The organism is Vibrio sp. 10N.222.47.A9 (genome assembly GCF_963872585.1).
In the GTDB taxonomy this organism is placed as follows: domain Bacteria; phylum Pseudomonadota; class Gammaproteobacteria; order Enterobacterales; family Vibrionaceae; genus Vibrio; species Vibrio splendidus.
Window position 1 is genome coordinate 78588 of record NZ_CAWNBB010000030.1, and the last position, 24526, is coordinate 103113.

Consider the following 24526-nt stretch of genomic DNA (forward strand, 5'->3'; position numbering starts at 1 on the left):
TAAATAGTGGCAGATAATAGTCAAACAACAGATTTAACCGTAAGCGACAGCAATGACCATGCACTCATTGCAGGTTCTGAGCTTGACGGAGAAGGGCAAAATCCCGATCTAGGTGAACGCAGTTCCTCTAAGTTCGATATGGCCGTCGGTGATCTCGATTTACTTCGTCAGGTCGTCTTAGTCCTATCTATTTCTATCTGTGTAGCGCTGATTGTGATGCTGTTTTTCTGGGTGAAAGAGCCAGAAATGCGTCCATTAGGGGCTTATGAAACAGAAGAGTTGATTCCCGTACTTGATTACTTGGATCTACAAAAGATCGAATACACTCTTGAAGGTAACACTATCTCGGTACCCGCCAGTGAGTACAACTCATTAAAGCTTAATATGGTACGAGCGGGTTTGAATCAAGAGCGAAACGCAGGTGATGACATCCTCATGCAAGACATGGGTTTTGGTGTATCACAACGTGTCGAGCAAGAGCGCCTTAAATTAAGTCGTGAAAGACAGCTTGCGAAAGCCATTGAGCAGATGAAACAGGTACGTAAAGCTCAGGTTTTATTGGCCTTGCCAAAGCAGAGTGTCTTTGTTCGTCACAATCAAGAAGCCTCAGCTTCCGTATTTCTGACTCTGAAAACTGGCAGTAACCTCAAGCAGCAAGAAGTTGATTCTGTTGTCGACATGGTGGCAAGTGCCGTTCCGGGAATGAAAACCTCACGTATCACGGTGACCGATCAGCATGGCCGACTGTTGAACTCAGGTTCTCAAGACCCGATGTCAGCTGCGCGTCGTAAAGAACATGAGTTAGAGCGCAATCAAGAGCAAGCGCTGCGTGAAAAAATTGACTCTATCCTAATTCCTATTCTTGGGTTTGGTAACTATACCGCTCAGGTTGATATTCAGCTTGATTTTAGTGCTGTGGAGCAAACGAGAAAACGTTTTGATCCGAATACGCCAGCGACTCGAAGTGAATACACGTTAGAAGATTATAACAACGGCAACACTGTGGCTGGTATTCCTGGTGCTTTGAGTAACCAGCCCCCAGCAGATGCTTCAATTCCTCAAGATGTCGCTCAGATGAAAGACGGTGCGATGACGGGGCAAGGCTCGGTTCACAAAGAAGCGACCCGAAACTTTGAGCTAGACACAACCATCAGCCATGAACGTAAACAGAGCGGCACGGTTAACCGTCAGACGGTATCGGTAGCGATCAAAGACCGTCAATCACTGAACCCTGATACGGGCGAAGTGGTTCATACGCCAATCCCTGCCAGTGAAATTAATGCGATTCGTCAGGTACTGATTGGTACTGTCGGCTTTGATGAAAATCGTGGCGATTTACTCAATGTGTTAAGCATGCAGTTCGCACCACAAGTGACGGATGTTGTCGCTGATGTACCAATTTGGGAACATCCAAACTTCAATGATTGGGTACGTTGGTTTGCGAGCGCGTTGGTTATTATCGTCGTGGTATTGGTACTTGTTCGCCCTGCAATGAAGAAACTGCTTAACCCAGCAGCTGACGATGATGATCAAATGTACGGCCCTGATGGTATGCCAATTGGCGCCGACGGCGAAACCAGCTTAATTGGTGGTGATATTGAAGGTGGCGAGTTGTTTGAATTTGGTTCAAGCATCGACTTACCAAACCTTCATAAAGACGAAGATGTGCTGAAAGCAGTACGTGCTCTTGTAGCGAATGAACCAGAGCTAGCAGCTCAAGTAGTTAAGAATTGGATGGTAGATGGCTAACGAAATAGTTCCACAACAAACTGAAGGTGGTGAAGTACTTGATGTCTCTGGCGTGGATATCGGTTCAATCTCAGGCGATGAACGCGCTGCGATCTTGTTGCTAAGTCTAAATGAAGAAGACGCTGCTGGTATTATTCGTCACCTAGAGCCAAAGCAGGTTCAGCGTGTGGGTAGTGCAATGGCGCGAGCTACTGATCTATCCCAAGAAAAAGTGGGAGCGGTTCACCGTGCTTTCTTAGATGATATTCAGAAGTACACCAACATTGGTATGGGCAGTGAAGACTTCATGCGTAATGCGCTGGTCGCTGCCTTGGGTGAAGACAAGGCAAATAACCTTGTTGATCAAATTCTTCTTGGTACTGGCTCGAAAGGTTTGGACTCACTTAAGTGGATGGATCCTCGTCAGGTGGCGAGTATCATCATCAACGAGCACCCTCAGATTCAAACCATTGTGTTGTCGTACCTCGATTCTGATCAGTCGGCTGAGATTCTGTCTCAATTCCCAGAAAGAGTTCGTCTGGATCTGATGATGCGTATCGCTAACCTTGAAGAAGTTCAACCTTCGGCTCTTGCTGAATTGAATGAAATCATGGAGAAACAGTTTGCGGGTCAAGCAGGTGCTCAAGCTGCCAAAATTGGTGGCCTGAAAGCCGCGGCTGAGATCATGAACTACATGGACAATAATGTGGAAGGCGTCTTGATGGATCAAATCCGTGATCAAGACGAAGATATGGCAACGCAGATTCAAGATCTTATGTTTGTCTTTGAAAACCTTATTGAAGTTGATGACCAAGGTGTTCAACGACTGCTGCGTGATGTTCCACAAGACGTTCTACAAAAAGCGCTTAAAGGTGCTGATGACGGTCTACGTGAGAAGATCTTCAAGAACATGTCTAAACGTGCTGCCGATATGATGAGAGACGACATTGAGGCGATGCCGCCAGTAAAAGTCTCCGACGTGGAAGCGGCTCAAAAAGAGATATTGGGTATTGCGAGGAAGATGGCGGACAGTGGCGAGATTATGCTGTCTGGTGGCGCCGACGAGTTCCTTTAATACAGAAACCTCAAGAGCCCCACACTGTTGGGGCTTTTCTTTATCCAATCTCGAACCCAAGATTAACTCCGTTCAACGGCTTGAATTTACAATGCAGCTGGACGCATTCATAGATAGGTACTGATATGTCAGGTGATAGAAAACGCGGCTTCCTTCGCCCTGAAGAAGATAATACGGTTGCCCAACCTCAGAAATGGGGGTTGCCTGACTACACCTCTGATGTGAATAAACAAGCCAAAGAAACGGCCTTTAATTACGATCCTAGTTGGATGCCGACGGTTGAAGAAGCCATTGAAGACGAAGAGCTTGTTCTGACTGAAGAGCAAATCGAACTGATTAAGCAAGGTGCTTATCAGGAAGGGCTTCATCAAGGCCAAGAAGCTGGCTTTAAACAAGGTTACGAAAAAGGTAAAGAAGAAGGGCTGGCTGCAGGTCACGAAGAAGGCAACCAAGCCGGCAAGCTTGAAGGCGTCACTGCTGGTCAAGAGTATATTCAGCAGCAAGTTGCCATCTTTATGGGGCTAGCCAACCAGTTTGCTCAACCGTTAGAGTTGATGAACGCTCAGGTAGAGAAGCAATTGGTGGACATGGTACTGACCATGGTCAAAGAAGTGGTTCATGTTGAAGTGCAAACCAACCCACAAATCATATTAGATACCGTCAAAGAGTCGGTCGAGTCGTTGCCGATCTCAGGTCATGCGATCACATTGAAGCTTAATCCCGAAGACGTCGCGATTATTCGCTCTGCGTATGGCGAAACTGAATTGGATTGCCGCAATTGGACGTTAGTTGCAGAGCCCGCACTAAACCGTGGGGACGTGCAAATCGAAGCGGGTGAGTCGAGCGTTAACTACCGCATGGAAGACCGTGTGAAAAACGTCATTCAAAACTTCTGTGGCGCAAACCGTCATCAGGGTCATGAGTAATGCTTGAATTAGCAAATCGTCTTAGCCAATACAAAGTCGAGGGGCTAAAATCGCGACCAATTGCCTCTGGTAAGTTAGTACGCGTTGTTGGCTTAACGCTTGAAGCGACCGGCTGTAAAGCACCCATCGGCAGCCTGTGTTTAGTCGAAACCATGTCTGGTCAGATGGAAGCCGAAGTTGTCGGCTTCTCTGGCGATAACTTATTTTTGATGCCGAGTGAACAAATCACTGGGATACTACCTGGCGCTCGTGTGACCCCCGTGACCACTGAAAGCGGTATCCCTGTCGGAATGGAATTGCTTGGCCGAGTGATCGACGGGGTGGGTAATCCACTTGATGGGCTAGGCCCAATCTATACCGAACAACGCGCTTCATTTAATGCTGAGCCAATCAACCCTTTAGCTCGAAAACCGATTTCTGAACCGCTCGATGTCGGCTTGAAGGCCATAAACGGCTTGCTGACGGTAGGTAAAGGTCAGCGTATTGGTCTGTTTGCTGGTTCCGGTGTCGGTAAGTCGGTCACGCTCGGGATGATGACTCGAGGCACAACCGCGCAAGTGGTGGTGGTAGGTCTAATTGGTGAGCGTGGACGAGAAGTTAAAGAATTTATTGAAGAGATTCTTGGCGAAGATGGACGCAAACGATCTGTGGTGGTCGCTGCTCCTGCGGATTCATCGCCACTGATGCGATTGAAAGGTTGTCAAACTGCACTGGCTGTAGCTGAGTACTTCCGCGACCAAGGTTTAGATGTTCTTTTATTAATGGATTCATTGACCCGTTTTGCTCAGGCTCAGCGTGAAATTGCTCTGTCTGTGGGTGAGCCGCCAGCAACCAAAGGTTATCCGCCATCAGTCTTCGCTAAGCTTCCTGCGCTGGTGGAACGTGCGGGTAACGGCAACGATGAACAAGGTTCTATCACGGCTTTCTTTACCGTTTTAACTGAAGGTGATGACTTACAAGACCCGATTGCCGATGCGTCACGAGCGATTCTTGATGGTCACATTGTTTTATCGCGTGAGATGGCCGATGCCGGACATTATCCTGCGATTGATGTCGAGAAATCCGTTAGTCGTGTTATGCCGCAAATCACCACCGAAGAACATGTATTGATGTCGAAAGCGGTGCGCCAAGTACTCTCTATCTGTCGTAAAAACCAAGATTTGGTATCGATTGGTGCTTACAAACCGGGGACTGACCCTGCAATTGATAGTGCCTTCACCTTGAAACCGAGGTTGGACGAGTACTTACAGCAAAAAATGAAAGAAACGGTTCCCTATGACATGTGTGTCAACATGTTGAAACATGTATTGGGTGGCTAACGAGTGAATAAGGTTAGTCATGGATAACGCATTAGAATTTTTGCTCGATCAAGCCAAGGATCAAGAGAACCAAGCCGTATTGGCGCTCAACAAAGCGAATTCGGAGCTTCAAGGTTACTATGAGCAGGTCGCTCAGATTGAAAAGTACCGACTTGATTACTGTCAGCAACTTATTGATCGCGGAAAAGCTGGACTCACAGCGAGTCAGTATGGTCACTTGAACCGTTTTTTAACTCAACTAGATGAAACATTATCTAAACAGAGAGAAGCGGAGCATCATTTTAAAAACCAAGTCGACAACTGCCAAAACTACTGGATGGAGCTACGTAAAAAGCGTAAATCCTACGAGTGGTTGATGGAGAAAAAACAGAAAGAGAAGGCAAAGCTGCAAGATCAACGAGAACAAAAGCAAATGGATGAGTTTTCGACGCTGATGTATGGCCGAAAGAAGATGTGATCCTAAGCCCTGAATGACGAAGGTGTTGCCGTTCAGATTGTGAGAACAGAACTAATAGGCATGTTTCTTGCTCCGTTTTATATAAAATTGCGCGTTATGCCCAGCAAAGGCATGAAAAGCACCCGACTTTCTTTTTGTTGTCCGATTTAAGGCAGCAAAGCTAGTAGATAGAGCTTGTATATATGAATGTTAGCCTTTCCTCAAATTCAGCGACCAACAAAACGTCATCGTTGTTGGACACCGGTTCTGCCTCTTCAAAGGTAGAAGAGACCGGCGACTCTAAAGGTTTCTTAGAGTCTTTTAAAGAAGCGCTAGGCTTTGAAGAAAGTGACAGCAAAGCGGCAGTAAAAGACACTGATGACGCCCCAAAATCAGACGAAAAACAGACCTCTGCGGAAGACGAAGTATCGGCTGAAAAGACTAAAGGTGATTCAACTGAGTCTAAGATCGCTGATGAGGCTAGCGAAGCTCAAACCAAGCAAGCTAAAGCAGCGACGGATGTTGAAAATACGGCCACTAGCAACACAGCTACTGAACAGACGTCTGAACTAAATTCACAGTCGAGCGATAAAGCCTCGTCGAAACCGTCTGATGACGATGCCTTGGCTGCGGCTCAGCCAAAAGGTGATTCTGATACACAATCCGCAGAGCTGAATGCTCAGGGGGCATCTCAAGCTAGTGCTGCGATGAGTGAAGGCAATAAATTGCTTGGTCAGTTGGACGAGGCAAACAAAACACTGAATCAACCTGACAACGGCAAAGGCTTGCCTCAGCAAGTGAAGGCTGATGAAGCTCAAGGCAAGGTTGTAGGTGCGACTGCTGTGGGCGTTCTTGCGACCGACACCGTGGGTAAATCAGCACAACAAACCAATGCAACAAATCAAGTAAACGGTCTTGAGATCGATTCTGAAATTGCCGTGCTTACCGGAGGTAAGGGTGTTTCACAGTTGACTGATGATGAAATTCGACAGTTGATGGATAAAGGCGTCACCCCAGAACAAATTGAAGCGAGTATGAGCCGAGAGTTGCGCCAAAAGAACGCGGCCAGTGCGGTTGCTGCCGATCAGAGTCAAGCACTCTCAGCAGCGGATATGGAACTTGCAAAACAGGTTGATGCCCATACCAAAGCGTTAAACCAATTGAATGGACAGATCGAATCAGAACAGTCTGTTGTCGATGGTCTGGTTCAAAAGCAACAAAGTGGCGCTAAGTTGACGGTCGATGAGCAAGCTGCGCTGGCTCAAGCAACCTCTAACTTAGAAGTATTGAATCAACAACTAACCAATGTTCAACAGCAAGCAACGGCTTTACTAAATCAAGCTCCGAACGTGAACAGCACATCCGGTGAACCCGCCGCTATTGATTGGGACAACACTGATTCAAATGAAGCCAAAGCCTTAGCCGCGGTGGCATCAACAACGGCAGTAGCGACGGCTGCACAACAAGTATCAGCGCAGGCCGCTTCTCAATCAGCAAACAATGCTCTTACGGAGAAGGCGGCAATGCTGCACGCCAATAATGCGCATGCGGCTCAACAGGCAGCGGCTCAACAATTACAACAAGGGAATGCCGCTCCAATGCAGCAGCAAGCGGCTTTAGACCCAAGCTTAACGGCACAAAGCCTAGCGATGACTGCAACGCCAGCGGCCACAAAAGCAGGTTCGACTGACGCGCTTCTTAAAGCGGGCGCTGGTGCCGCTGCATTGTCTGGTTTGGGTAAAGCGGGTGCTAAAGAAGATTCTAAAGACTCGACCTTGGCCCAGCAGATCGCTTCTGCGGCTGGCGCACAAGGTACTGCAACGGTTGGTTCAGCACCTACGCGAGCTGAAATTCAAGCTGCTCAACAAGCGCCTTTACAGCTCACCAAAGAGCTAGCCAATGAGCAGGTCGCGGAAAAAGTCCAAATGATGATGTCTAAGAACCTCAAGAACTTGGACATTCGTCTCGACCCACCAGAATTGGGTCAGATGAAAATCCGCATGACCATGAATAATGATGTGGCGAACGTGCACTTTACGGTTAGTAATCAACAGGCAAGAGAGGTGATTGAACAAACCTTACCTCGCTTGAGGGAGATGCTTGCTCAACAAGGCCTACAACTAGCCGATTCGTCAGTTCAGCAACAGAGCTCTGGTCAGGGACAGGATAGATACAACAATGGTGAGCAACAATCCGGCACTAACCGTACAAATGATGGCCAAGGTGATGAAAACCTTGATAGTGGCAGCAATCTTGAATTGAATGTCGCATCAAAGCGTGATGGAATTAGTTATTATGCCTAATATCAGGCTAAGAACGCTTGGTTGATAGAAAGAACCATCAGTTAATAGAAAGTACCATCAGTTAATAGAAAGTACTGTTAGTTAATAGAAAGAACCGTCAGTTAATCGAAAGAACAGGAAGTTAGAGTAAAGTATGGCAGAAGAACAAGATGCACCTAAAGGGAAGAGCAAGCTCCTTATCATCATTATAGCGGTAGTCGTTTTGCTGCTTGGCATAGGTGGTGCGTTGTTCTTTTTCTTAGGCTCCGAAGATAGTGCCTCTGAATCTCAGTCTCAGCCAGCCACCGCAGTGGTCGCAGCAGAGCCTGTCATGTATGTTAATATTCCTCAGCCTTTCTTGTTTAATGTGACGGGGGATAAAAAAGATCGCCTAGTTCAGATAAAAGCACAGCTGATGGTACGTGGCAGTAAGAATGAAGACCTCGCACGTTACCACTCTCCACTCGTAGAAAGTACGCTACTGGCCACGTTCGCTTCGGCAACGGTCGATCAATTACGCTCACCTACTGGGCGAATTGAACTGCGTGACAAGGCAACTGAAGATATTAAAGCAAGTCTGGCTCAAGCTGTTGGCCAGCCTGTGATTGAAAAAGTGTTATTCACTGACTTCGTAATTCAATAGGTAATTTGTGACCGATTTATTAAGCCAAGACGAAATTGATGCGCTATTACATGGCGTTGATGATGTTGAAGAAGTTGAAGATGTCTTAGAAACCGAGAATGACAGTGCGGTCAATTTCGACTTCTCATCTCAAGATCGAATCGTCCGTGGTCGAATGCCGACCCTTGAACTTATTAACGAGCGCTTCGCACGTCATATGCGGATCAGTTTGTTCAATATGTTACGTAAAACGGCTGAAGTGTCGATCAATGGCGTACAAATGATGAAGTTTGGTGAGTACCAAAACACATTGTATGTACCCACCAGTTTAAACATGGTTCGTTTCCGTCCGTTGAAAGGTACGGCGCTGATCACTATGGAAGCACGCCTTGTATTTATTCTTGTAGAAAACTTTTTCGGTGGTGACGGCCGTTTCCACGCCAAGATTGAAGGTCGTGAATTCACGCCAACAGAAAGACGAATTATTCAGTTACTGCTGAAAATTGTTTTTGAAGATTACAAAGAAGCTTGGTCTCCAGTGATGGGGGTTGAGTTTGAATACTTGGATTCTGAAGTGAACCCAAGCATGGCGAACATTGTGAGCCCAACCGAAGTGATTGTTGTGAGTTCATTCCACATTGAAGTGGATGGCGGTGGTGGTGATTTCCACGTCGTGATGCCTTATTCCATGGTTGAGCCGATTCGTGAATTGCTTGATGCCGGTGTTCAATCAGACAAAATGGAAACTGACGTTCGTTGGAGCACCGCGCTGCGTGATGAAATCATGGATGTGCCAGTCAATTTTCGCGTGAACTTGTTAGAGCAAGATATTTCCCTGCGTGATTTGATGGAGCTGCGCCCTGGGGATGTCATTCCCATGAATATGCCTGAACACGCGACGATGTTTGTCGAAGAACTGCCGACTTATCGTGTGAAAATGGGGCGTTCTGGTGAGAAGCTCGCGGTACAGATTTCGGAAAAAATTCAAAGACCGCATGTGGTCAAAACTGATCTCGCTTTTCTAGGCAAAGACCTAATGTCTGAGCTCGAAAATAGCGATGATGACGAATAGCAAAATAGATAAAAGTATAGGAATTGGTAATGGAACCTAGTGAAGATCAAAAGCTAGCAGACGAATGGGCTGCAGCACTTGGTGAAGACCCTTTAGCACCGTCAATTGATGTTGATGATGTGCTTGCGGCACCACTTGATGAACTAACCGATTCATCGTCTCCGATTTCTGAAGATGAGCGTCGTAAACTGGATACCATCATGGATATCCCAGTGACTATCTCGATGGAAGTTGGCCGTTCTCAGATCAGTATCCGTAACTTACTTCAATTGAACCAAGGTTCGGTAGTAGAGCTCGATAGAATTGCTGGTGAGTCACTAGATGTGATGGTTAACGGTACTCTGATTGCTCACGGAGAGGTGGTTGTGGTGAACGACAAATTTGGTATTCGTCTGACTGACGTAATTAGCCAAACAGAACGAATTAAGAAGCTACGTTAATGCGCTTTTCGCCAAAAAGATTGGTGGGTTCGTCTCGCGGAATATTGGGAATAGGGCTGTTGTCTATGCCTTCTATTGCCTTTGCCGCGCCTCCTTCTCTTGATTTAGCTACCACTTTTGGGTCGCTAATTTTCGTTATCGCCTTCATCTTATTTATTGCTTGGTTACTCAAGCGAATGCAAGTGCCTGCGATGTCGAATCAACAAGGTTTGGCTATTGTTAGGCAAATTCCTGTTGGTACTAAAGAACGCATTGCGATTGTGCAAGCAGGTGATGAACAGTTCTTAGTAGGCATTACCACACAGTCGATTCAGCTGATCTCTAAGCTCGATAAACCTCTTACTCAGGAGATGCTGGAAAAAAGTACATTTTCAAGTCAGCTTTCCCAGCTAATTAAAAAAGATGCAAACAAGTAACGGACTTTTCACCTCATCTTACCTTTGCCAAATCGGATCTTTTCGAGCGGTAAAAGCGCTGTTGGTTCAGCTCATCCTCCTCTGTTCTTTAGTGTTCAGTGTGTCGGTATTTGCACAGGCTGAAGATGGCACCGTCATTCCAGCGAATACAGCAGGCTCAGAGTCGGTTACCATCAGCACGATGGAACAAGATCAAGCTAAATCGCAAACCATGACCACTGGTAGTTTAACGGGTAATGGTGGTGGCATTCCTGCCTTTACCATGACCACCAACGCCAATGGCGGTGAAGATTACTCGATCAATTTACAGATATTGGCCCTAATGACCATGCTTGGCTTCTTGCCGGCAATGGTAATTTTGATGACGTCGTTCACCCGTATTGTGGTGGTGATGTCTATTTTGCGTCAGGCAATGGGTCTCCAACAAACGCCTTCAAACCAAGTGATTATTGGTATCGCGATATTTTTGACCTTTTTCATCATGTCACCAGTGATCAATCAAGTGAATGAGCAAGCGGTTCAGCCTTATCTCAATGAACAAATATCGGCACGACAGGCGTTCGACGTTGCCCAAGGCCCGATCAAGTCTTTCATGCTCAAACAAACCCGAATCAAAGATCTAGAAACCTTTGTTGAGATCTCGGGTGCGGAAGTGACTAACCCTGAAGATGTTTCCATGGCGGTTCTGATTCCAGCGTTTATCACGTCGGAGTTGAAAACGGCTTTCCAAATCGGCTTCATGCTGTTCTTACCTTTCTTAATCATCGACTTGGTGGTCGCCTCGGTATTGATGGCTATGGGTATGATGATGTTGTCACCGATGATTGTATCGTTACCATTTAAGTTGATGCTGTTCGTTCTTGTTGATGGTTGGAACTTGATACTCTCCACTCTCGCCGGCAGTTTTGCCTTGTAGCTGGGGGAATAATGAATCCTGAAATATTCGTAGAGTTGTTCCGAGATGCACTTTGGATGGTACTGATAATGGTATGTGCCATTATTATTCCTAGCCTATTGATTGGTTTAGTCGTTGCGGTTTTCCAAGCTGCGACGTCTATCAACGAACAAACATTGAGTTTCCTACCGCGTTTGATCGTGACGTTATTGGCGTTGATGATGTTTGCTCACTGGATGACTCAGATGATGATGGAGTTTTTTTTCGAACTCATCGAACGCTTGCCGCAAGTTCTGTATTAAACCAATATGGAATACCCAACGAGCCTTGTACTAGAGTGGTTAGCCAATTATTTTTGGCCATACACTCGCATCTCAGCCATGCTGATGGTGATGACGGTAACAGGGGCACGCTTTGTGTCGCCGCGTATCCGTCTGTATTTAGGTTTAGCGATCACCTTTGCTGTGATGCCCGCAATCCCTGCTGTTCCTAAAGAGATTGAGCTGCTGTCCTTCCAAGGATTCTTGACTGTATTTGAACAAATCGTGATTGGTGTCGCCATGGGGTTTGTTACTCAGTTTTTGATTCAAACTTTTGTTATGCTCGGTCAGATTTTAGGTATGCAATCGAGCTTGGGTTTTGCCTCTATGGTTGACCCTGCGAACGGTCAAAATACGCCAGTACTTGGCCAACTGTTCATGCTGTTGGCGACCATGTTTTTCTTGGCGACCGATGGTCACTTGAAAATGTTGCAACTGGTAGTGTTCAGCTTTAAAACTTTGCCGATTGGCAGTGGGTCTTTAACCGCCGTCGATTTCAGAGAGCTGGCATTGTGGCTTGGCATCATGTTCAAAACAGCATTAGCGATGTCGTTATCGGGTATTATTGCGCTGCTGACGATTAACCTTTCATTTGGTGTAATGACACGTGCGGCACCTCAGCTAAACATATTTTCTTTGGGTTTTGCATTTGCGCTACTCGTGGGTTTGTTACTTTGTTGGTACATCCTTGGCGGCTTGTTTAGCCACTATGAGCTATTTTGGATACTAGGCGAGCAACAGATATGTCGTCTAATCCGGTTAGATTGCTAGGAGACTGAAATGGCAGAGTCAGACGGTCAAGAACGCACAGAAGACGCCACGCCCAAACGCTTGCAACAGGCCAAAGAGAAAGGGCAGGTTGCAAGGTCAAAAGAGTTGGCGTCAGCATCGGTATTGATAGTCGGTGCGATTTCTTTAATGTGGTTTGGCGAATCGATGGCGAAGGCTTTGTTCGAGGCCATGCAACGCCTGTTTTCACTCAGTCGTGACGAGATTTTCGATACTAACAAGCTACTGGAAATAGCGGGTGGCGCATTAGTAAACCTATTGTTCCCACTGTTTTTGATTCTCATCACTTTGTTCGTTGCTGCTGTGATTGGCGCTGCGGGTGTTGGTGGGGTCAATTTCTCAATGCAAGCGGCTATGCCAAAAGCATCTAAGCTCAACCCTTTGAGTGGTATCAAGCGTATGTTTGGCTTACAAAGCTGGGTTGAACTGCTGAAATCTATCTTGAAAGTGGCTTTGGTATCGGGCATGGCCATTTATCTGATTCAAGCATCTCAACATGACTTGATGCAGTTGAGTATGGATGTGTACCCACAGAATATATTCCATGCCTTAGATATTTTGCTCAACTTCATCCTGTTGATCAGTTGTTCTCTACTCATCGTGGTCGCCATTGATATCCCATTCCAGATCTGGCAACACGCCGATCAGCTGAAGATGACCAAGCAAGAAGTCAAAGATGAATTCAAAGACACTGAGGGTAAGCCCGAAGTGAAAGGTCGTATTCGTATGCTGCAACGAGAAGCCGCTCAACGTCGTATGATGGCTGATGTCCCTCAAGCGGATGTGATTGTGACCAACCCGGAACACTTTTCAGTGGCGCTGCGCTACAAGCAGAATCAAGATAAGGCACCAATTGTGGTTGCTAAAGGTGTCGATCACATGGCGATGAAGATCCGTGAAATCGCACGAGAAAATGACATCTATATTATTCCTGCACCGCCATTGGCTAGGGCGCTTTATCACACAACAGAGCTAGAACAACAAATTCCTGACGGTCTGTTCGCGGCAGTTGCGCAAGTGCTTGCATATGTTTTCCAGCTTAAGCAATACCGAAAAAAAGGTGGAGAGAGGCCAAAACTGCAAGATTCTAATATGCCGATCCCACCTGATTTACGACATTAGATCAATTGCTTGAGCTCAGCTTGATGAACCCTGATAATAGCAACTTAGCTACCCCTCTTGTTTCCGAGGTGATGGCGATAATTTGACGTGAGATGTTGGTACAGTGTTTGCTATATCAACTCCGAACATATTAGCCCATAGCAACATAGCTTAGACCTAGGCCTCAATCTGCTTAGTGAGATAGCTACAACATAGCGAAACTGCCTAGATTTATGAAATTCACCCTGCCTTTTGCGGACAAGCTACCTAAAATGCCTAACCGTGCCATGCCTGCGATTGGCGCGCCTGTTATGGTGCTTGCAACGCTTGCTATGGTGGTGTTGCCCATTCCAGCTTTCTTGTTGGATATGTTCTTCACCTTCAACATTGCACTGTCTATGGTTGTGCTATTGGTTTCGGTTTATACCCGTCGGCCTTTAGACTTCGCTGCATTCCCGACCGTACTCCTGATTGCGACTCTGCTCCGCTTGGCCTTGAACGTTGCTTCGACACGTGTGGTATTGCTCCATGGCCATGAGGGTGGTGATGCTGCCGGTAACGTTATTGAAGCCTTTGGTAACGTGGTTATCGGTGGTAACTATGCGGTTGGTTTGGTGGTGTTCTTGATCCTGATGATCATCAACTTCATGGTTGTCACCAAAGGTGCGGGTCGTATCTCGGAAGTAAGTGCACGTTTTACCCTTGATGCTTTACCGGGTAAGCAGATGGCAATCGATGCCGACTTAAATGCAGGTTTGATCGACCAAGATCAGGCTCGTACTCGACGTTTTGAAGTGACCAAAGAAGCCGATTTCTACGGTTCAATGGACGGTGCATCTAAGTTTGTTAAAGGTGATGCGATCGCCGGTATCTTGATCTTGTTCATCAACATTATTGGTGGCTTGAGTATTGGTATGGTTCAGTTTGACCTTGGTTTTGGTGAAGCGATCGAAATCTACACGCTACTGACTATCGGTGATGGTCTGGTTGCTCAAATTCCATCGTTATTACTTTCTATCGCTGCTGCGATGATGGTAACGCGTCAAAATACTGATGAAGATATGGGGCAACAGCTCTTCTTCCAACTGTTCGACAATCCTAAATCCTTGATGATCACCGCCGCTATCCTTGGCATCATGGGTATTGTGCCGGGTATGCCTCATTTCTCGTTCTTGAGCCTTGCTGTCGTTGCAGGTGCAGGTGCCTATTACATTGATAAAAAGAACAAGAAAAAAGCTGAACAACCCAACCTTCCAGCTACCGTTGAAGCGAGTGGGGAGACGGGTTCTCAGAAAGAACTTTCGTGGGATGATGTTCAGCCTGTTGATATTATTGGCTTAGAAGTTGGCTACCGCTTGATTCCTCTAGTTGACAGAGACCAAGGTGGCGAATTGCTTGAACGCGTTAAAGGGGTGCGTAAGAAGCTGTCTCAAGATTTTGGTTTCTTGATCCCAGCAGTACACATCCGCGATAACCTAGAGTTGACGCCAAACAGTTACCGACTCACCTTAATGGGGGTTGCGGTTGGTGAGGCTGAGATTAAGCCGGATATGGAATTAGCCATTAACCCAGGCCAAGTGTATGGAATGATCGATGGTGAGCCGACGATTGACCCTGCCTTTGGTCTAGAAGCTGTGTGGATTCGTGAAGAGCAGCGTGAACATGCGCAAGCCTTAGGTTACACGGTTGTTGATTCATCAACCGTGTTGGCCACTCACCTCAGTCAACAGCTAACGAATAACGCATCACAACTGATTGGTCACGAAGAAGTACAAAACTTACTTGAGATGCTTAGCCGTTCAACGCCTAAGCTGGTGGAAGGCTTTGTACCGGACCAGTTACAGCTTGGCGTCGTTGTGAAAGTGCTACAGAACCTATTGAATGAAGCCATTCCAATTCGTGATATTCGAACAATAGTCCAAACTTTGTCGGAGTACTCAAGTAAGAGTCAAGAACCTGACATACTTACGGCGGCTGTTCGTATCTCTTTGAAACGACTAATTGTTCAAGAAATCAATGGTATAGAGCCAGAACTACCCGTGATAACCTTGATTCCGGAGCTGGAACAAATCTTGCATCAAACCATGCAGGCATCCGGCGGAGAATCTGCTGGTATTGAACCTGGTTTAGCCGAACGTTTACAGACCTCACTCAGCCATGCCACACAAGAGCAAGAGCTGAAAGGTGAGCCAGCAGTGCTACTGACCTCTGGTGTATTGCGTTCAACTCTGGCTAAGTTCGTGAAGAACACGATCCCAAGCTTGAGAGTGTTATCTTACCAAGAGATACCGGACGAAAAGCAGATACGTATAGTACAAGCTGTTGGTAATTAAGCCGCCTAATTAGAACGGACGATCGAATTGAAAATTAAACGATTTTTTGCAAAAGATATGCGAACCGCACTGCTCCAAGTTAAAGAAGAACTTGGCTCAGAAGCGGTGATCATGTCTAACAAAAAGGTCGCAGGTGGCGTGGAAATTGTTGCCGCTATTGATGGCGAATCTAGCCCGTCGACAGCGAGCCAGAGATTAAATAAACCTCAGCAGCCTGCGCAAAGCCAATATACGCAAATGGCCGCGCCCGCAGCACCGGCAGGGCGTCGTCAATTAGACGATGACAAGGTTAGCCTGCAGACGAATGCTGAAGGTGGACGCTCAATGACCAAACGCTTTGCGAATATGCTAAAGCAATACAGTCATGGCGCCGATGATGAGCCACAACACCGTGCAGAAAACGAAGACTCGTTGTCAGCATTGCTAAATCGCCAATCCAGCACGGGTCATAAGCCGCATAGTAATCATCAGCCACATAGTAATCGTCAGTCTCTCGGCAACCAGCCGTCTCTTGGCAATCAACAATCTTCTGGCAACCAACAGTCTTCTGGTAACCAGCAATCTCACGGGAGCCTCGATTCAGCATTTGCTCGTGAAACAGGCTTATCTAAATTGATTGCCGAAGACCGCAGAGTAGAGCGTCCAGCACCTCGTTTGGATCCTACCCGTTATGATCGTGGTCGTGAGAACACTCAGTCAAAAGGTTCAGATGCTGAAATGGAGACGATGCGTGAAGAGATGACCTCAATTCGTCGTCTATTAGAGCATCAAGTATCAGGGCTAATGTGGCAAGAAGTTGAGCGTCGTGAACCGCTCAGAGCAATGCTTATCAAACGCCTTGAGCGTATGGGGGTATCTGCCGAGCTTGCCGATCAAATGGCCTGTTACATTCCTGAAGATACCAAGCCTGCACGTGCATGGAAGGCCTTGTTAGCTCTGGTTGCTGACCAGATCTCTGTCACGCAAAAAGATATTTTAAAACGCGGTGGTATTGTGGCCTTGTTGGGCCCGACTGGCGTAGGTAAAACAACGACGGTTGCTAAGCTAGCAGCACGCGCAGCCATGGAATATGGTGCTGACAACGTCGCACTAGTGACAACGGACACATATCGTATAGGTGCACATGAGCAGTTATCGATTTATGGTCGAATTATGGGTTGTCCTGTAAGAGTTGCTAAAGATTCTAGTGAATTGGCCGATGTAATATATCAGTTACGTAATCGTCGCCTGATTCTGGTCGATACTGCAGGCATGGGACAACGAGATGTTCGCCTATCCGAGCAGTTAGACACATTGATGCAAGAGAGTGGTTCCGTTATCAATAGTTACCTTGTGTTGCCTGCAACCGCACAACGCAAAGTACTACAAGAAACCATTGAACACTTTAGAAGAATCCCGTTGTCGGGATGTATCCTGACTAAGCTGGATGAATCCCTTAGCTTGGGTGAGTTCATCAGTGTGGTAATACAAAATGCATTACCAGTTGCTTACATAGCAAATGGTCAACGAGTTCCTGAAGATATCGTCATAGCTCAGCCAAAGTATATGATTGCTAAGGCTAATGAGTTATTAGAAAAATCTACAGAGAATGAACCTCATTACTGGAATAGCGATTCTGAAGGGCTCTAGGCGGCGGATAAATATGAATGAGAATATGATACACGATCAAGCTAGCGGCCTCCGTCGCTTAACCAAGCCTTCACTCACAAAAGTTATCGCTGTAACCGGTGGTAAGGGAGGCGTCGGTAAATCGAATGTGACGTTAGGTATGGCTATTTGTATGGGTCGCCAAGGCAAGAAAGTCATGGTACTGGACGCCGACTTAGGACTGGCTAACGTAGACATCATGCTGGGCATTCGTTCTAAACGAAACCTGGGTCATGTGTTGGCTGGCGAATGTGAACTTAAGGATGCGATTGTCGAAGGGCCGCACGGAATTAGAATTATTCCAGCGACATCTGGCACGCAAAGCATGACTGAACTTTCACACGCTCAACACGCTGGGTTGATTCGTGCATTTGGTTCGCTTGAAGACGAGATGGATATCTTGTTGGTGGATACCGCTGCGGGTATTTCAGACATGGTAATTAGCTTCTCAAGAGCGGCGCAAGACGTGGTTGTTGTGGTCTGTGATGAGCCTACCTCAATCACAGATGCATATGCACTGATCAAGCTTTTGAGCCGAGAGCACCAAGTTCAGCGATTCAAAATTGTTGCAAATATGGTCAGAAGCTACCGCGAAGGCCGAGAATTATTTGCAAAGTTGACTTTGGTCACAGAGCGCTTCTTGAATGTGAGCCTCGAACTCGTAGCATGTATTCCTTTAGATGATAAAGTACGTCAATCAGTCAAGAGACAGAAAATCGTAGTAGATGCGTACCCTCGCTCCCCAGCTGCATTGGCAATCAGCTCTTTGGCTAATAAAGCATTGACCTGGCCAATACCAAAAACGCCAAGTGGACACTTGGAGTTCTTTGTTGAAAGGCTGCTGAATCGTACTGAATTTATAGAGGAACCATTTGGTGAATAAAGCGCTTACTTACGATCAACATGCTAATCACAATAGCCAACAGGCTTTTTTTGAGAAGTATTCTGTGTTGGTTAAACGTATCGCTCATCACTTGTTGGGGCGATTACCGCCTAATGTCTTGGTTGATGACTTAATTCAAGCTGGCATGATTGGCTTGATTGAAGCGCAACAAAACTATGATGGTACCAAAGGCGCAAGCTTTGAGACGTATGCAGGTATTCGGATTCGCGGAGCTATGTTGGATGACATTCGCCGTGGTGACTGGGTGCCGAGATCGGTTCATAAAAACAATCGAGAAATCAGCAGTGCAATCGCGGAATTAGAGGGTACCCTCAATCGCGACCCAAGTGATGCCGAAGTGGCAAAGCACATGGGGTTGAGTTTAGACCAGTACCACAACGCTTTAACTGATATTAATTGCTCAAGACTTGTCGGGATCGAAGATTTAGGCGTCTCAGATGATGTAATATCTCCGAATGAAGACTCTCAAGATAACACGCCTTTTCAAGGGGTTGCTGATGAGTCATTTCGTCAAGCTTTGATCGATTCGATAAAACAACTTCCGGAAAGGGAAGGCCTCGTGCTTTCGCTTTATTACGACGAAGAACTCAATTTAAAAGAGATTGGGGAAGTACTAGGTGTCAGCGAATCTCGTGTCAGCCAAATACTGAGCCAATCTATGCAGCGTTTACGCACTAAGTTAAGTGCTTGGACACAGAACGACTAACAACACTGATTCTATTCAGTGGAGGCTAATTTGAACAAAAACATGAAAATTCTCATTGTTGATGATTTTTCAACGATGCGCCGAATTGTTAAAAACCTACTTCGCGATTTAGGTTTCAACAACACTCAAGAAGCAGACGATGGCTTAACCGCGTTACCTATGCTGAAAAAAGGCGAATTTGATTTCGTGGTAACTGACTGGAACATGCCAGGCATGCAAGGTATTGACCTGCTTAAACACATTCGCGCAGATGCAGAACTTAAGCACCTTCCAGTGCTTATGATCACTGCGGAAGCGAAGCGTGAGCAGATCATCGAAGCAGCGCAAGCGGGTGTTAATGGTTACATTGTGAAGCCTTTCACTGCTGCAACGCTGAAAGAGAAACTTGATAAGATTTTTGATCGCTTATAAGCATCAATAAGTTTTAGGCACTTCTAGGCAAACACTGACCGATAAGATCTCTGTTTATCTCGATAGCCTAAGCGCACAAAGTATGCGGAGTAAGGCCGAACTCAGGATGATTTCATTAGAACAAGCAAAAAAATTAGTAGAGCTGCTTGAGAACGATAAGCAGCAAGATGCTGATTCTCTTGTTAGAAGCATTTATGAAGACAATTTTAGTCTTCAAGACAATCCAATGCTTCAAGAAATAGGAAGTTTGACTCGCGACCTCCATGACTCTTTGACTCAATTCAATTTCGATGAGCGCATCAGCGTTATCGCAAATGATGAAATCCCTGACGCAAGGGATCGCCTTCAGTATGTCATTGATAAAACGGAAGTTGCGGCAAATAAGACGATGGACGCTGTCGATCGTTGTATGCCAATTGCAGACAACCTACACGAGTGTTTACTTCAAGTAAGGCCTCAATGGAATGAACTGATGCATGGCCGCATTGAGCTGGCACAATTTAAAGCTTTATGTCACCGCATTGATGGATTGCTTGTCCAAGTAGAAGGCGATAGTACTGAACTACGTGGACAATTGACTGAAATCTTGATGGCTCAGGATTTCCAAGATTTAACTGGGCAGATAATTAGCAAAGTTATTACCTTGGTGAATGAGGTTGAAGGACGTTTGGTCGAGATTCTCACCGTATTCGGTGCGAATCAAACAGAGCCAACTCCAGAGTCAGAGAAGAAAGCATCTATTGCGCCTGAAGGTCCAATTCTGAACCCAGAAGAGCGTGAAGATGCTGTTGCATCTCAAGATGAAGTCGACGATTTGTTATCCAGTCTTGGATTTTAAAGGTAACGTATGAGCTACGATTTAGACGAAGATATTCTTCAGGACTTTTTAGTCGAAGCAGGAGAGATCCTTGAACTCCTATCAGAACAACTGGTAGAGCTTGAGAATAACCCTGACGACAAAGACCTATTAAATGCTATTTTCCGTGGTTTCCATACAGTAAAAGGTGGTGCTGGTTTCCTAGCATTGACTGAGCTGGTGGATACTTGTCATGGTGCTGAGAATGTGTTCGACATTCTACGAAACGGCCAGCGCAGCGTAACATCAGGTTTGATGGATACCATGCTGCAGGCTCTAGATACAGTTAATGTACAGTTTCAAGCCGTGCAAGATCAGGAAGCTTTAGTGCCAGCTGATCAAGCTTTATTGGATGAACTTCACCGCCTCTGTAAACCACAGTCGACCGATGAAGCTGCTCCAGTAGAAGCCCCAGTACCAGTAATCGCTGACCCCGTTTTTGAAGCGCCTGCTGAACCGATCGTCGAAAGCGCAAGCATTAGTGCATCTTCAGTGGATGATATCTCTGAAGATGAGTTTGAGCGTCTGCTTGATGAGCTTCATGGTAAAGGTGGTTCACCAACAGCTTCTTCTGTACCAACACCGCCGCCAGCTCCTGTCGCTCCTCAGCCGGTTGCTGAGAGCGGTGATATTACGGATGACGAATTCGAAAAGTTATTAGATGAACTGCATGGCGCGGGCAAGAGCCCGACGGCAGTAGGTTCAGCGCCTCCGCCTCCGCCAGCGCCTTCTTCCGCACCCGTTTCGGCGATGTCTGAAGGTGATGACCTGATGAGCGACGAAGAGTTTGAGAAGCTACTAGACCAGTTACATGGTTCAGGTAATGGACCAACTATTGAAGAGCTAGATGCAGCAACTAAACCTGCTGCAGCGAAGCCTATTGCTCCAGTGCCGGCTCCACAAGCAGCACCTAAGCCATCTGCACCGGTCGCTGTTAAAGAAGCACCAGCGAAAGCTGAAGTTAAAGCGCCAGCGAAGAAACAACAAGCCGACGCTACAGTTCGTGTCGACACGTCAACACTGGATACCATCATGAATATGGTGGGTGAGCTGGTGTTGGTTCGTAATCGACTTGTAAGCCTTGGCTTAAACAGTAACGATGAAGAGATGGCAAAAGCTGTCTCGAATTTAGATGTTGTTACCGCAGACCTCCAAGGTGCGGTAATGAAGACTCGTATGCAGCCGATCAAGAAAGTTTTTGGTCGTTTCCCACGAGTTGTCCGCGACCTTGCTCGTAGTTTGAAGAAAGACATTGTTCTTGAAATGCGCGGGGAAGAAACGGATCTTGATAAGAATTTAGTTGAAGCACTTGCCGATCCACTGATTCACTTAGTGAGAAACTCTGTGGATCACGGTATTGAAATGCCTGAAGCCCGTATTGCGGCTGGCAAATCACAAACGGGTAAAGTGATTCTATCTGCCTCGCAAGAAGGTGACCATATTGAACTGGCTATCGTTGATGACGGTGGTGGTATGGATCCTGATAAGCTTCGTGCTATTGCGGTTAAACGCGGTCTGATGGATGAAGATGCAGCGTCTCGCTTATCAAACAAAGAGTGTTTCAATCTTATTTTTGCCCCTGGCTTTTCAAGCAAGGAGCAGATCTCGGATATCTCTGGTCGTGGTGTAGGTATGGACGTTGTGAAAACAGCGATCAACACACTGAATGGCTCGATTGATATTGATTCAGAGATGGGACAAGGCACCAAGATCACGATCAAGGTTCCATTGACGCTGGCGATTCTACCAACCTTGATGGTCGGTGTTGCCGGACATCCATTTGCATTGCCACTGGCTTCTGTAAACGAGATCTTCCACCTAGATTTAAGCCGCACAAACGTGGTTGATGGCCAGCTGACGATTATCGTTCGCGATAAGTCTATTCCGTTGTTCTACTTGCAAAACTGGCTGGCACCTAAAGCGGGTATTGTGGAATTGCGTAAAGGACACGGCCATGTTGTTATCGTACAACTTGGTAGCCAACGTGTTGGTTTTGTTGTTGATACGCTTATTGGCCAAGAAGAAGTTGTTATCAAACCACTTGATAAACTACTACAGGGCACGCCAGGAATGGCAGGCGCGACAATTACAAGTGATGGACACATTGCATTGATTCTAGATGTGCCGGACTTGTTGAAGCAGTACGCAGCTGCGTCAAGAATTTAATTTAAGGATAAATATGGCGATTAAAGTATTAGTCGTTGATGATTCGAGTTTTTTTCGTCGTCGCGTTAGCGAGATCATCAACTCAGAGGCTCGCCTAGAAGTCATTGATGTAGCAGTAAACGGTAAAGAAGCGGTTGAGAAAGCGAAACAGCTGAGACCTGACGTAATCACGATGGACATCGAAATGCCTGTCATGGACGGCATCACCGCCGTTCGTGAAATCATGGCTGCGTCGCCAACGCCTATTTTAATGTTTTCATCGCTAACGCATGATGGTGCGAGAGCAACGTTAGATGCGTTAGACGCTGGTGCTCTAGACTTCCTACCTAAGAAGTTTGAAGACATCGCACGTAACCGTGATGATGCTGTCGCATTGCTTCAACAACGTGTGATTCAGATTGCAGCAAAGCGTGCGTTTATGCGCCGTGCTCCGATTGCGCCACGAGCTACAGCTACACCGGCAACAACTTCAACACCATTGCGCCAACCGATTTCAGCAGCAGCTTCAGCAGTGAAACCAGCGGTTGCATCAACGGCGAAATTCAGAGCTTCGGGTAAAAAGTATCAATTAACTGCAATTGGTACTTCTACGGGTGGCCCTGTTGCACTACAGAAAATTTTGACGCGCATCCCTGCACACTACCCACATCCGATTGTGTTAGTTCAGCATATGCCAGCAACGTTCACCGCCGCTTTTGCTAGCCGACTGAATACCTTATGCAAGATTGAGGTTCGCGAAGCACAAGACGGAGATGTGTTGAAACCTGGAGTGGCTTATCTTGCTCCTGGTGGTAAACAGATGATGGTTGACGGCCGTGCAGGATCTGCTCGCTTAAGAATTATCGATGGCGGCGACCGAATGAATTACAAACCTTGTGTGGATGTAACCTTCGGCTCTGCAGCGAAGATCTACGGTGACAAAGTCTTGTCTATGATACTGACCGGTATGGGCGCTGATGGTCGAGAAGGTTCGCGTATGTTAAAAACTGCGGGCTCGACAATCTGGGCGCAAGACGAAGATAGCTGTGTTGTATATGGTATGCCTCAAGCTGTAGCAAAAGCTGGCATTTCTACTGAAGACCTCCCTCTAGACCGCATTGCGGAAAGGATTTTGGTTGAAGTTGGGTTAGCTTAGGTAAATCGAAATGATTGTTTGGAGTGTTGCAAACCAAAAAGGTGGTGTTGGTAAAACGACCTCGACCGTGACCCTAGCAGGTTTACTTGCGTTGAAGGGGCACCGTGTTCTGTTGGTTGATACTGACCCGCATGCATCACTAACCACCTATCTGGGTTACGACTCAGATACGGTGGAATCGAGTCTGTTTGATCTATTTCAGTTGCGTGAGTTTAACGCGCCGACAGTAAGACCTTTGATTTTACAAACGGAAGTCGAAGGTATCGATATTATTCCCGCGCACATGTCTTTGGCAACATTAGACCGTGTGATGGGAAATCGAAGCGGTATGGGGTTGATCTTGAAGCGTGCTTTAGCCGCTTTGAAAGACGACTATGACTATGTGCTTATCGATTGTCCGCCAATCTTGGGTGTGATGATGGTCAACGCATTGGCTGCCAGTGACCGTATTTTGATTCCGGTACAGACTGAGTTTTTGGCAATGAAAGGCTTAGAGCGCATGATTCGCACTTTGGCTATCATGCAGAAGTCTCGCAAAACACCGTTTAAGGTGACGATTGTCCCGACGATGTACGACAAGCGAACTAAAGCATCACTGCAAACATTAACTCAGCTAAAAGAAGATTATCCAAATCAAGTTTGGACATCCGCTGTGCCGATAGACACTAAGTTTCGAGATGCTAGCCTAAAGCGCTTACCAGCATCTCATTTTGCATCGGGTAGTCGTGGTGTATTTGCTTACAAACAGCTGCTTATTTATCTCGAAAGGCTGGCGATAAATGAGCGCGAATAAAGAATCAACAATGGCGCGATCAAGTTTATCAAGTGAACAAGCACTTGATGATTACTTTACTGCGCTGTTAGGTGATGAAATGCTGGATTCTGACGAATTTTTTGTTGACGAGACCAGCGATGAGTCATCATCTGCAGAGCCAGAGCCAGAGCCA

The 24526-nt window shown here is 46.4% G+C and carries 22 protein-coding genes and 3 pseudogenes; all 25 read left to right on the forward strand.

From position 1 onward, the window contains the following. The first annotated feature begins 6 nt into the window (after window positions 1-6). The gene (fliF, locus tag AACT19_RS08745; RefSeq protein ID WP_076646013.1) at window positions 7-1749 is read left to right on the forward strand and encodes a flagellar basal-body MS-ring/collar protein FliF; all 1743 of its coding nucleotides are present in this window, start codon (window positions 7-9) and stop codon (window positions 1747-1749) included. Beyond that, window positions 1742-2803: a flagellar motor switch protein FliG gene (fliG, locus tag AACT19_RS08750; protein ID WP_017076820.1), complete on the forward strand. Its 1062-nt coding sequence runs from the start codon at window positions 1742-1744 to the stop codon at window positions 2801-2803. The genes fliF and fliG overlap by 8 nt, the downstream gene beginning before the upstream one ends. 125 nt (window positions 2804-2928) lie before the next feature. Continuing rightward, window positions 2929-3729 carry a flagellar assembly protein FliH gene (fliH, locus tag AACT19_RS08755; protein WP_017084517.1) on the forward strand — a complete coding sequence of 267 codons (801 nt, stop codon included), beginning with the start codon at window positions 2929-2931 and terminating at the stop codon, window positions 3727-3729. After that, window positions 3729-5048, forward strand: a complete 1320-nt coding sequence (fliI, locus tag AACT19_RS08760; RefSeq protein ID WP_010439337.1) for a flagellar protein export ATPase FliI — start codon at window positions 3729-3731, stop codon at window positions 5046-5048. The genes fliH and fliI overlap by 1 nt, the downstream gene beginning before the upstream one ends. A 19-nt stretch (window positions 5049-5067) precedes the next feature. Next, complete coding sequence (fliJ, locus tag AACT19_RS08765) at window positions 5068-5505, forward strand: flagellar export protein FliJ (protein ID WP_017076818.1); 438 nt, start codon at window positions 5068-5070, stop codon at window positions 5503-5505. A gap of 182 nt (window positions 5506-5687) precedes the next feature. Then, window positions 5688-6101: pseudogene (locus tag AACT19_RS25515) on the forward strand (flagellar hook-length control protein FliK); the annotation flags it as partial. 69 nt (window positions 6102-6170) lie between these two features. Then, a pseudogene (locus tag AACT19_RS08770) lies at window positions 6171-7787 on the forward strand (flagellar hook-length control protein FliK); the annotation flags it as partial. A gap of 133 nt (window positions 7788-7920) precedes the next feature. Further along, window positions 7921-8409, forward strand: coding sequence for a flagellar basal body-associated protein FliL (gene fliL, locus AACT19_RS08775; RefSeq protein WP_017090979.1), 489 nt, complete (start codon window positions 7921-7923; stop codon window positions 8407-8409). Between the two features lie 7 nt (window positions 8410-8416). Further along, window positions 8417-9460: a flagellar motor switch protein FliM gene (gene fliM / locus AACT19_RS08780; RefSeq protein WP_004736207.1), complete on the forward strand. Its 1044-nt coding sequence runs from the start codon at window positions 8417-8419 to the stop codon at window positions 9458-9460. A 29-nt stretch (window positions 9461-9489) separates the two neighbouring features. Next, window positions 9490-9900 (forward strand): flagellar motor switch protein FliN, encoded by a 411-nt coding sequence (gene fliN, locus AACT19_RS08785; protein ID WP_004736208.1) that lies wholly within the window; start codon window positions 9490-9492, stop codon window positions 9898-9900. Further along, window positions 9900-10316, forward strand: coding sequence for a flagellar biosynthetic protein FliO (gene fliO, locus AACT19_RS08790; protein ID WP_019350477.1), 417 nt, complete (start codon window positions 9900-9902; stop codon window positions 10314-10316). The genes fliN and fliO overlap by 1 nt, the downstream gene beginning before the upstream one ends. Next, a complete protein-coding gene (gene fliP / locus AACT19_RS08795; protein ID WP_004736210.1) occupies window positions 10303-11232 on the forward strand; it encodes a flagellar type III secretion system pore protein FliP in 930 nt (309 codons plus the stop codon). The genes fliO and fliP overlap by 14 nt, the downstream gene beginning before the upstream one ends. An 11-nt stretch (window positions 11233-11243) precedes the next feature. Further along, window positions 11244-11513 (forward strand): flagellar biosynthesis protein FliQ, encoded by a 270-nt coding sequence (fliQ, locus tag AACT19_RS08800; RefSeq protein ID WP_004736211.1) that lies wholly within the window; start codon window positions 11244-11246, stop codon window positions 11511-11513. A 6-nt stretch (window positions 11514-11519) separates the two neighbouring features. After that, window positions 11520-12302 carry a flagellar biosynthetic protein FliR gene (fliR, locus tag AACT19_RS08805; RefSeq protein ID WP_054548160.1) on the forward strand — a complete coding sequence of 261 codons (783 nt, stop codon included), beginning with the start codon at window positions 11520-11522 and terminating at the stop codon, window positions 12300-12302. A 9-nt stretch (window positions 12303-12311) separates the two neighbouring features. After that, window positions 12312-13442 (forward strand): flagellar biosynthesis protein FlhB, encoded by a 1131-nt coding sequence (gene flhB / locus AACT19_RS08810; RefSeq protein WP_004736213.1) that lies wholly within the window; start codon window positions 12312-12314, stop codon window positions 13440-13442. A 212-nt stretch (window positions 13443-13654) separates the two neighbouring features. Next, window positions 13655-15754: a flagellar biosynthesis protein FlhA gene (gene flhA, locus AACT19_RS08815; protein WP_076646015.1), complete on the forward strand. Its 2100-nt coding sequence runs from the start codon at window positions 13655-13657 to the stop codon at window positions 15752-15754. Between the two features lie 27 nt (window positions 15755-15781). Then, window positions 15782-17383 (forward strand): flagellar biosynthesis protein FlhF, encoded by a 1602-nt coding sequence (flhF, locus tag AACT19_RS08820; RefSeq protein WP_076646016.1) that lies wholly within the window; start codon window positions 15782-15784, stop codon window positions 17381-17383. Window positions 17384-17396: 13 nt separating this feature from the next. After that, the gene (locus AACT19_RS08825; RefSeq protein ID WP_076646017.1) at window positions 17397-18284 is read left to right on the forward strand and encodes a MinD/ParA family protein; all 888 of its coding nucleotides are present in this window, start codon (window positions 17397-17399) and stop codon (window positions 18282-18284) included. Then, a complete protein-coding gene (locus AACT19_RS08830; RefSeq protein WP_017076812.1) occupies window positions 18277-19011 on the forward strand; it encodes an RNA polymerase sigma factor FliA in 735 nt (244 codons plus the stop codon). Before AACT19_RS08825 ends, AACT19_RS08830 begins: the two co-directional genes overlap by 8 nt. 42 nt (window positions 19012-19053) lie before the next feature. Then, complete coding sequence (gene cheY, locus AACT19_RS08835; RefSeq protein WP_016767062.1) at window positions 19054-19422, forward strand: chemotaxis response regulator CheY; 369 nt, start codon at window positions 19054-19056, stop codon at window positions 19420-19422. A 106-nt stretch (window positions 19423-19528) separates the two neighbouring features. After that, window positions 19529-20260: a protein phosphatase CheZ gene (locus AACT19_RS08840; RefSeq protein WP_004736219.1), complete on the forward strand. Its 732-nt coding sequence runs from the start codon at window positions 19529-19531 to the stop codon at window positions 20258-20260. A gap of 9 nt (window positions 20261-20269) precedes the next feature. Next, entirely contained in the window at window positions 20270-22444 is a 2175-nt protein-coding gene (locus AACT19_RS08845; protein ID WP_076646018.1) for a chemotaxis protein CheA, read from the forward strand. A 13-nt stretch (window positions 22445-22457) separates the two neighbouring features. Continuing rightward, on the forward strand, window positions 22458-23579 hold the full coding sequence (locus AACT19_RS08850; RefSeq protein ID WP_017076809.1) for a protein-glutamate methylesterase/protein-glutamine glutaminase: 1122 nt from the start codon (window positions 22458-22460) through the stop codon (window positions 23577-23579). Window positions 23580-23589: 10 nt separating this feature from the next. Next, complete coding sequence (locus AACT19_RS08855) at window positions 23590-24372, forward strand: ParA family protein (RefSeq protein ID WP_017076808.1); 783 nt, start codon at window positions 23590-23592, stop codon at window positions 24370-24372. Continuing rightward, window positions 24359-24526 (forward strand): annotated as a pseudogene (locus tag AACT19_RS08860) (chemotaxis protein CheW); the annotation flags it as partial. The gene AACT19_RS08855 and the pseudogene AACT19_RS08860, both read left to right, overlap by 14 nt.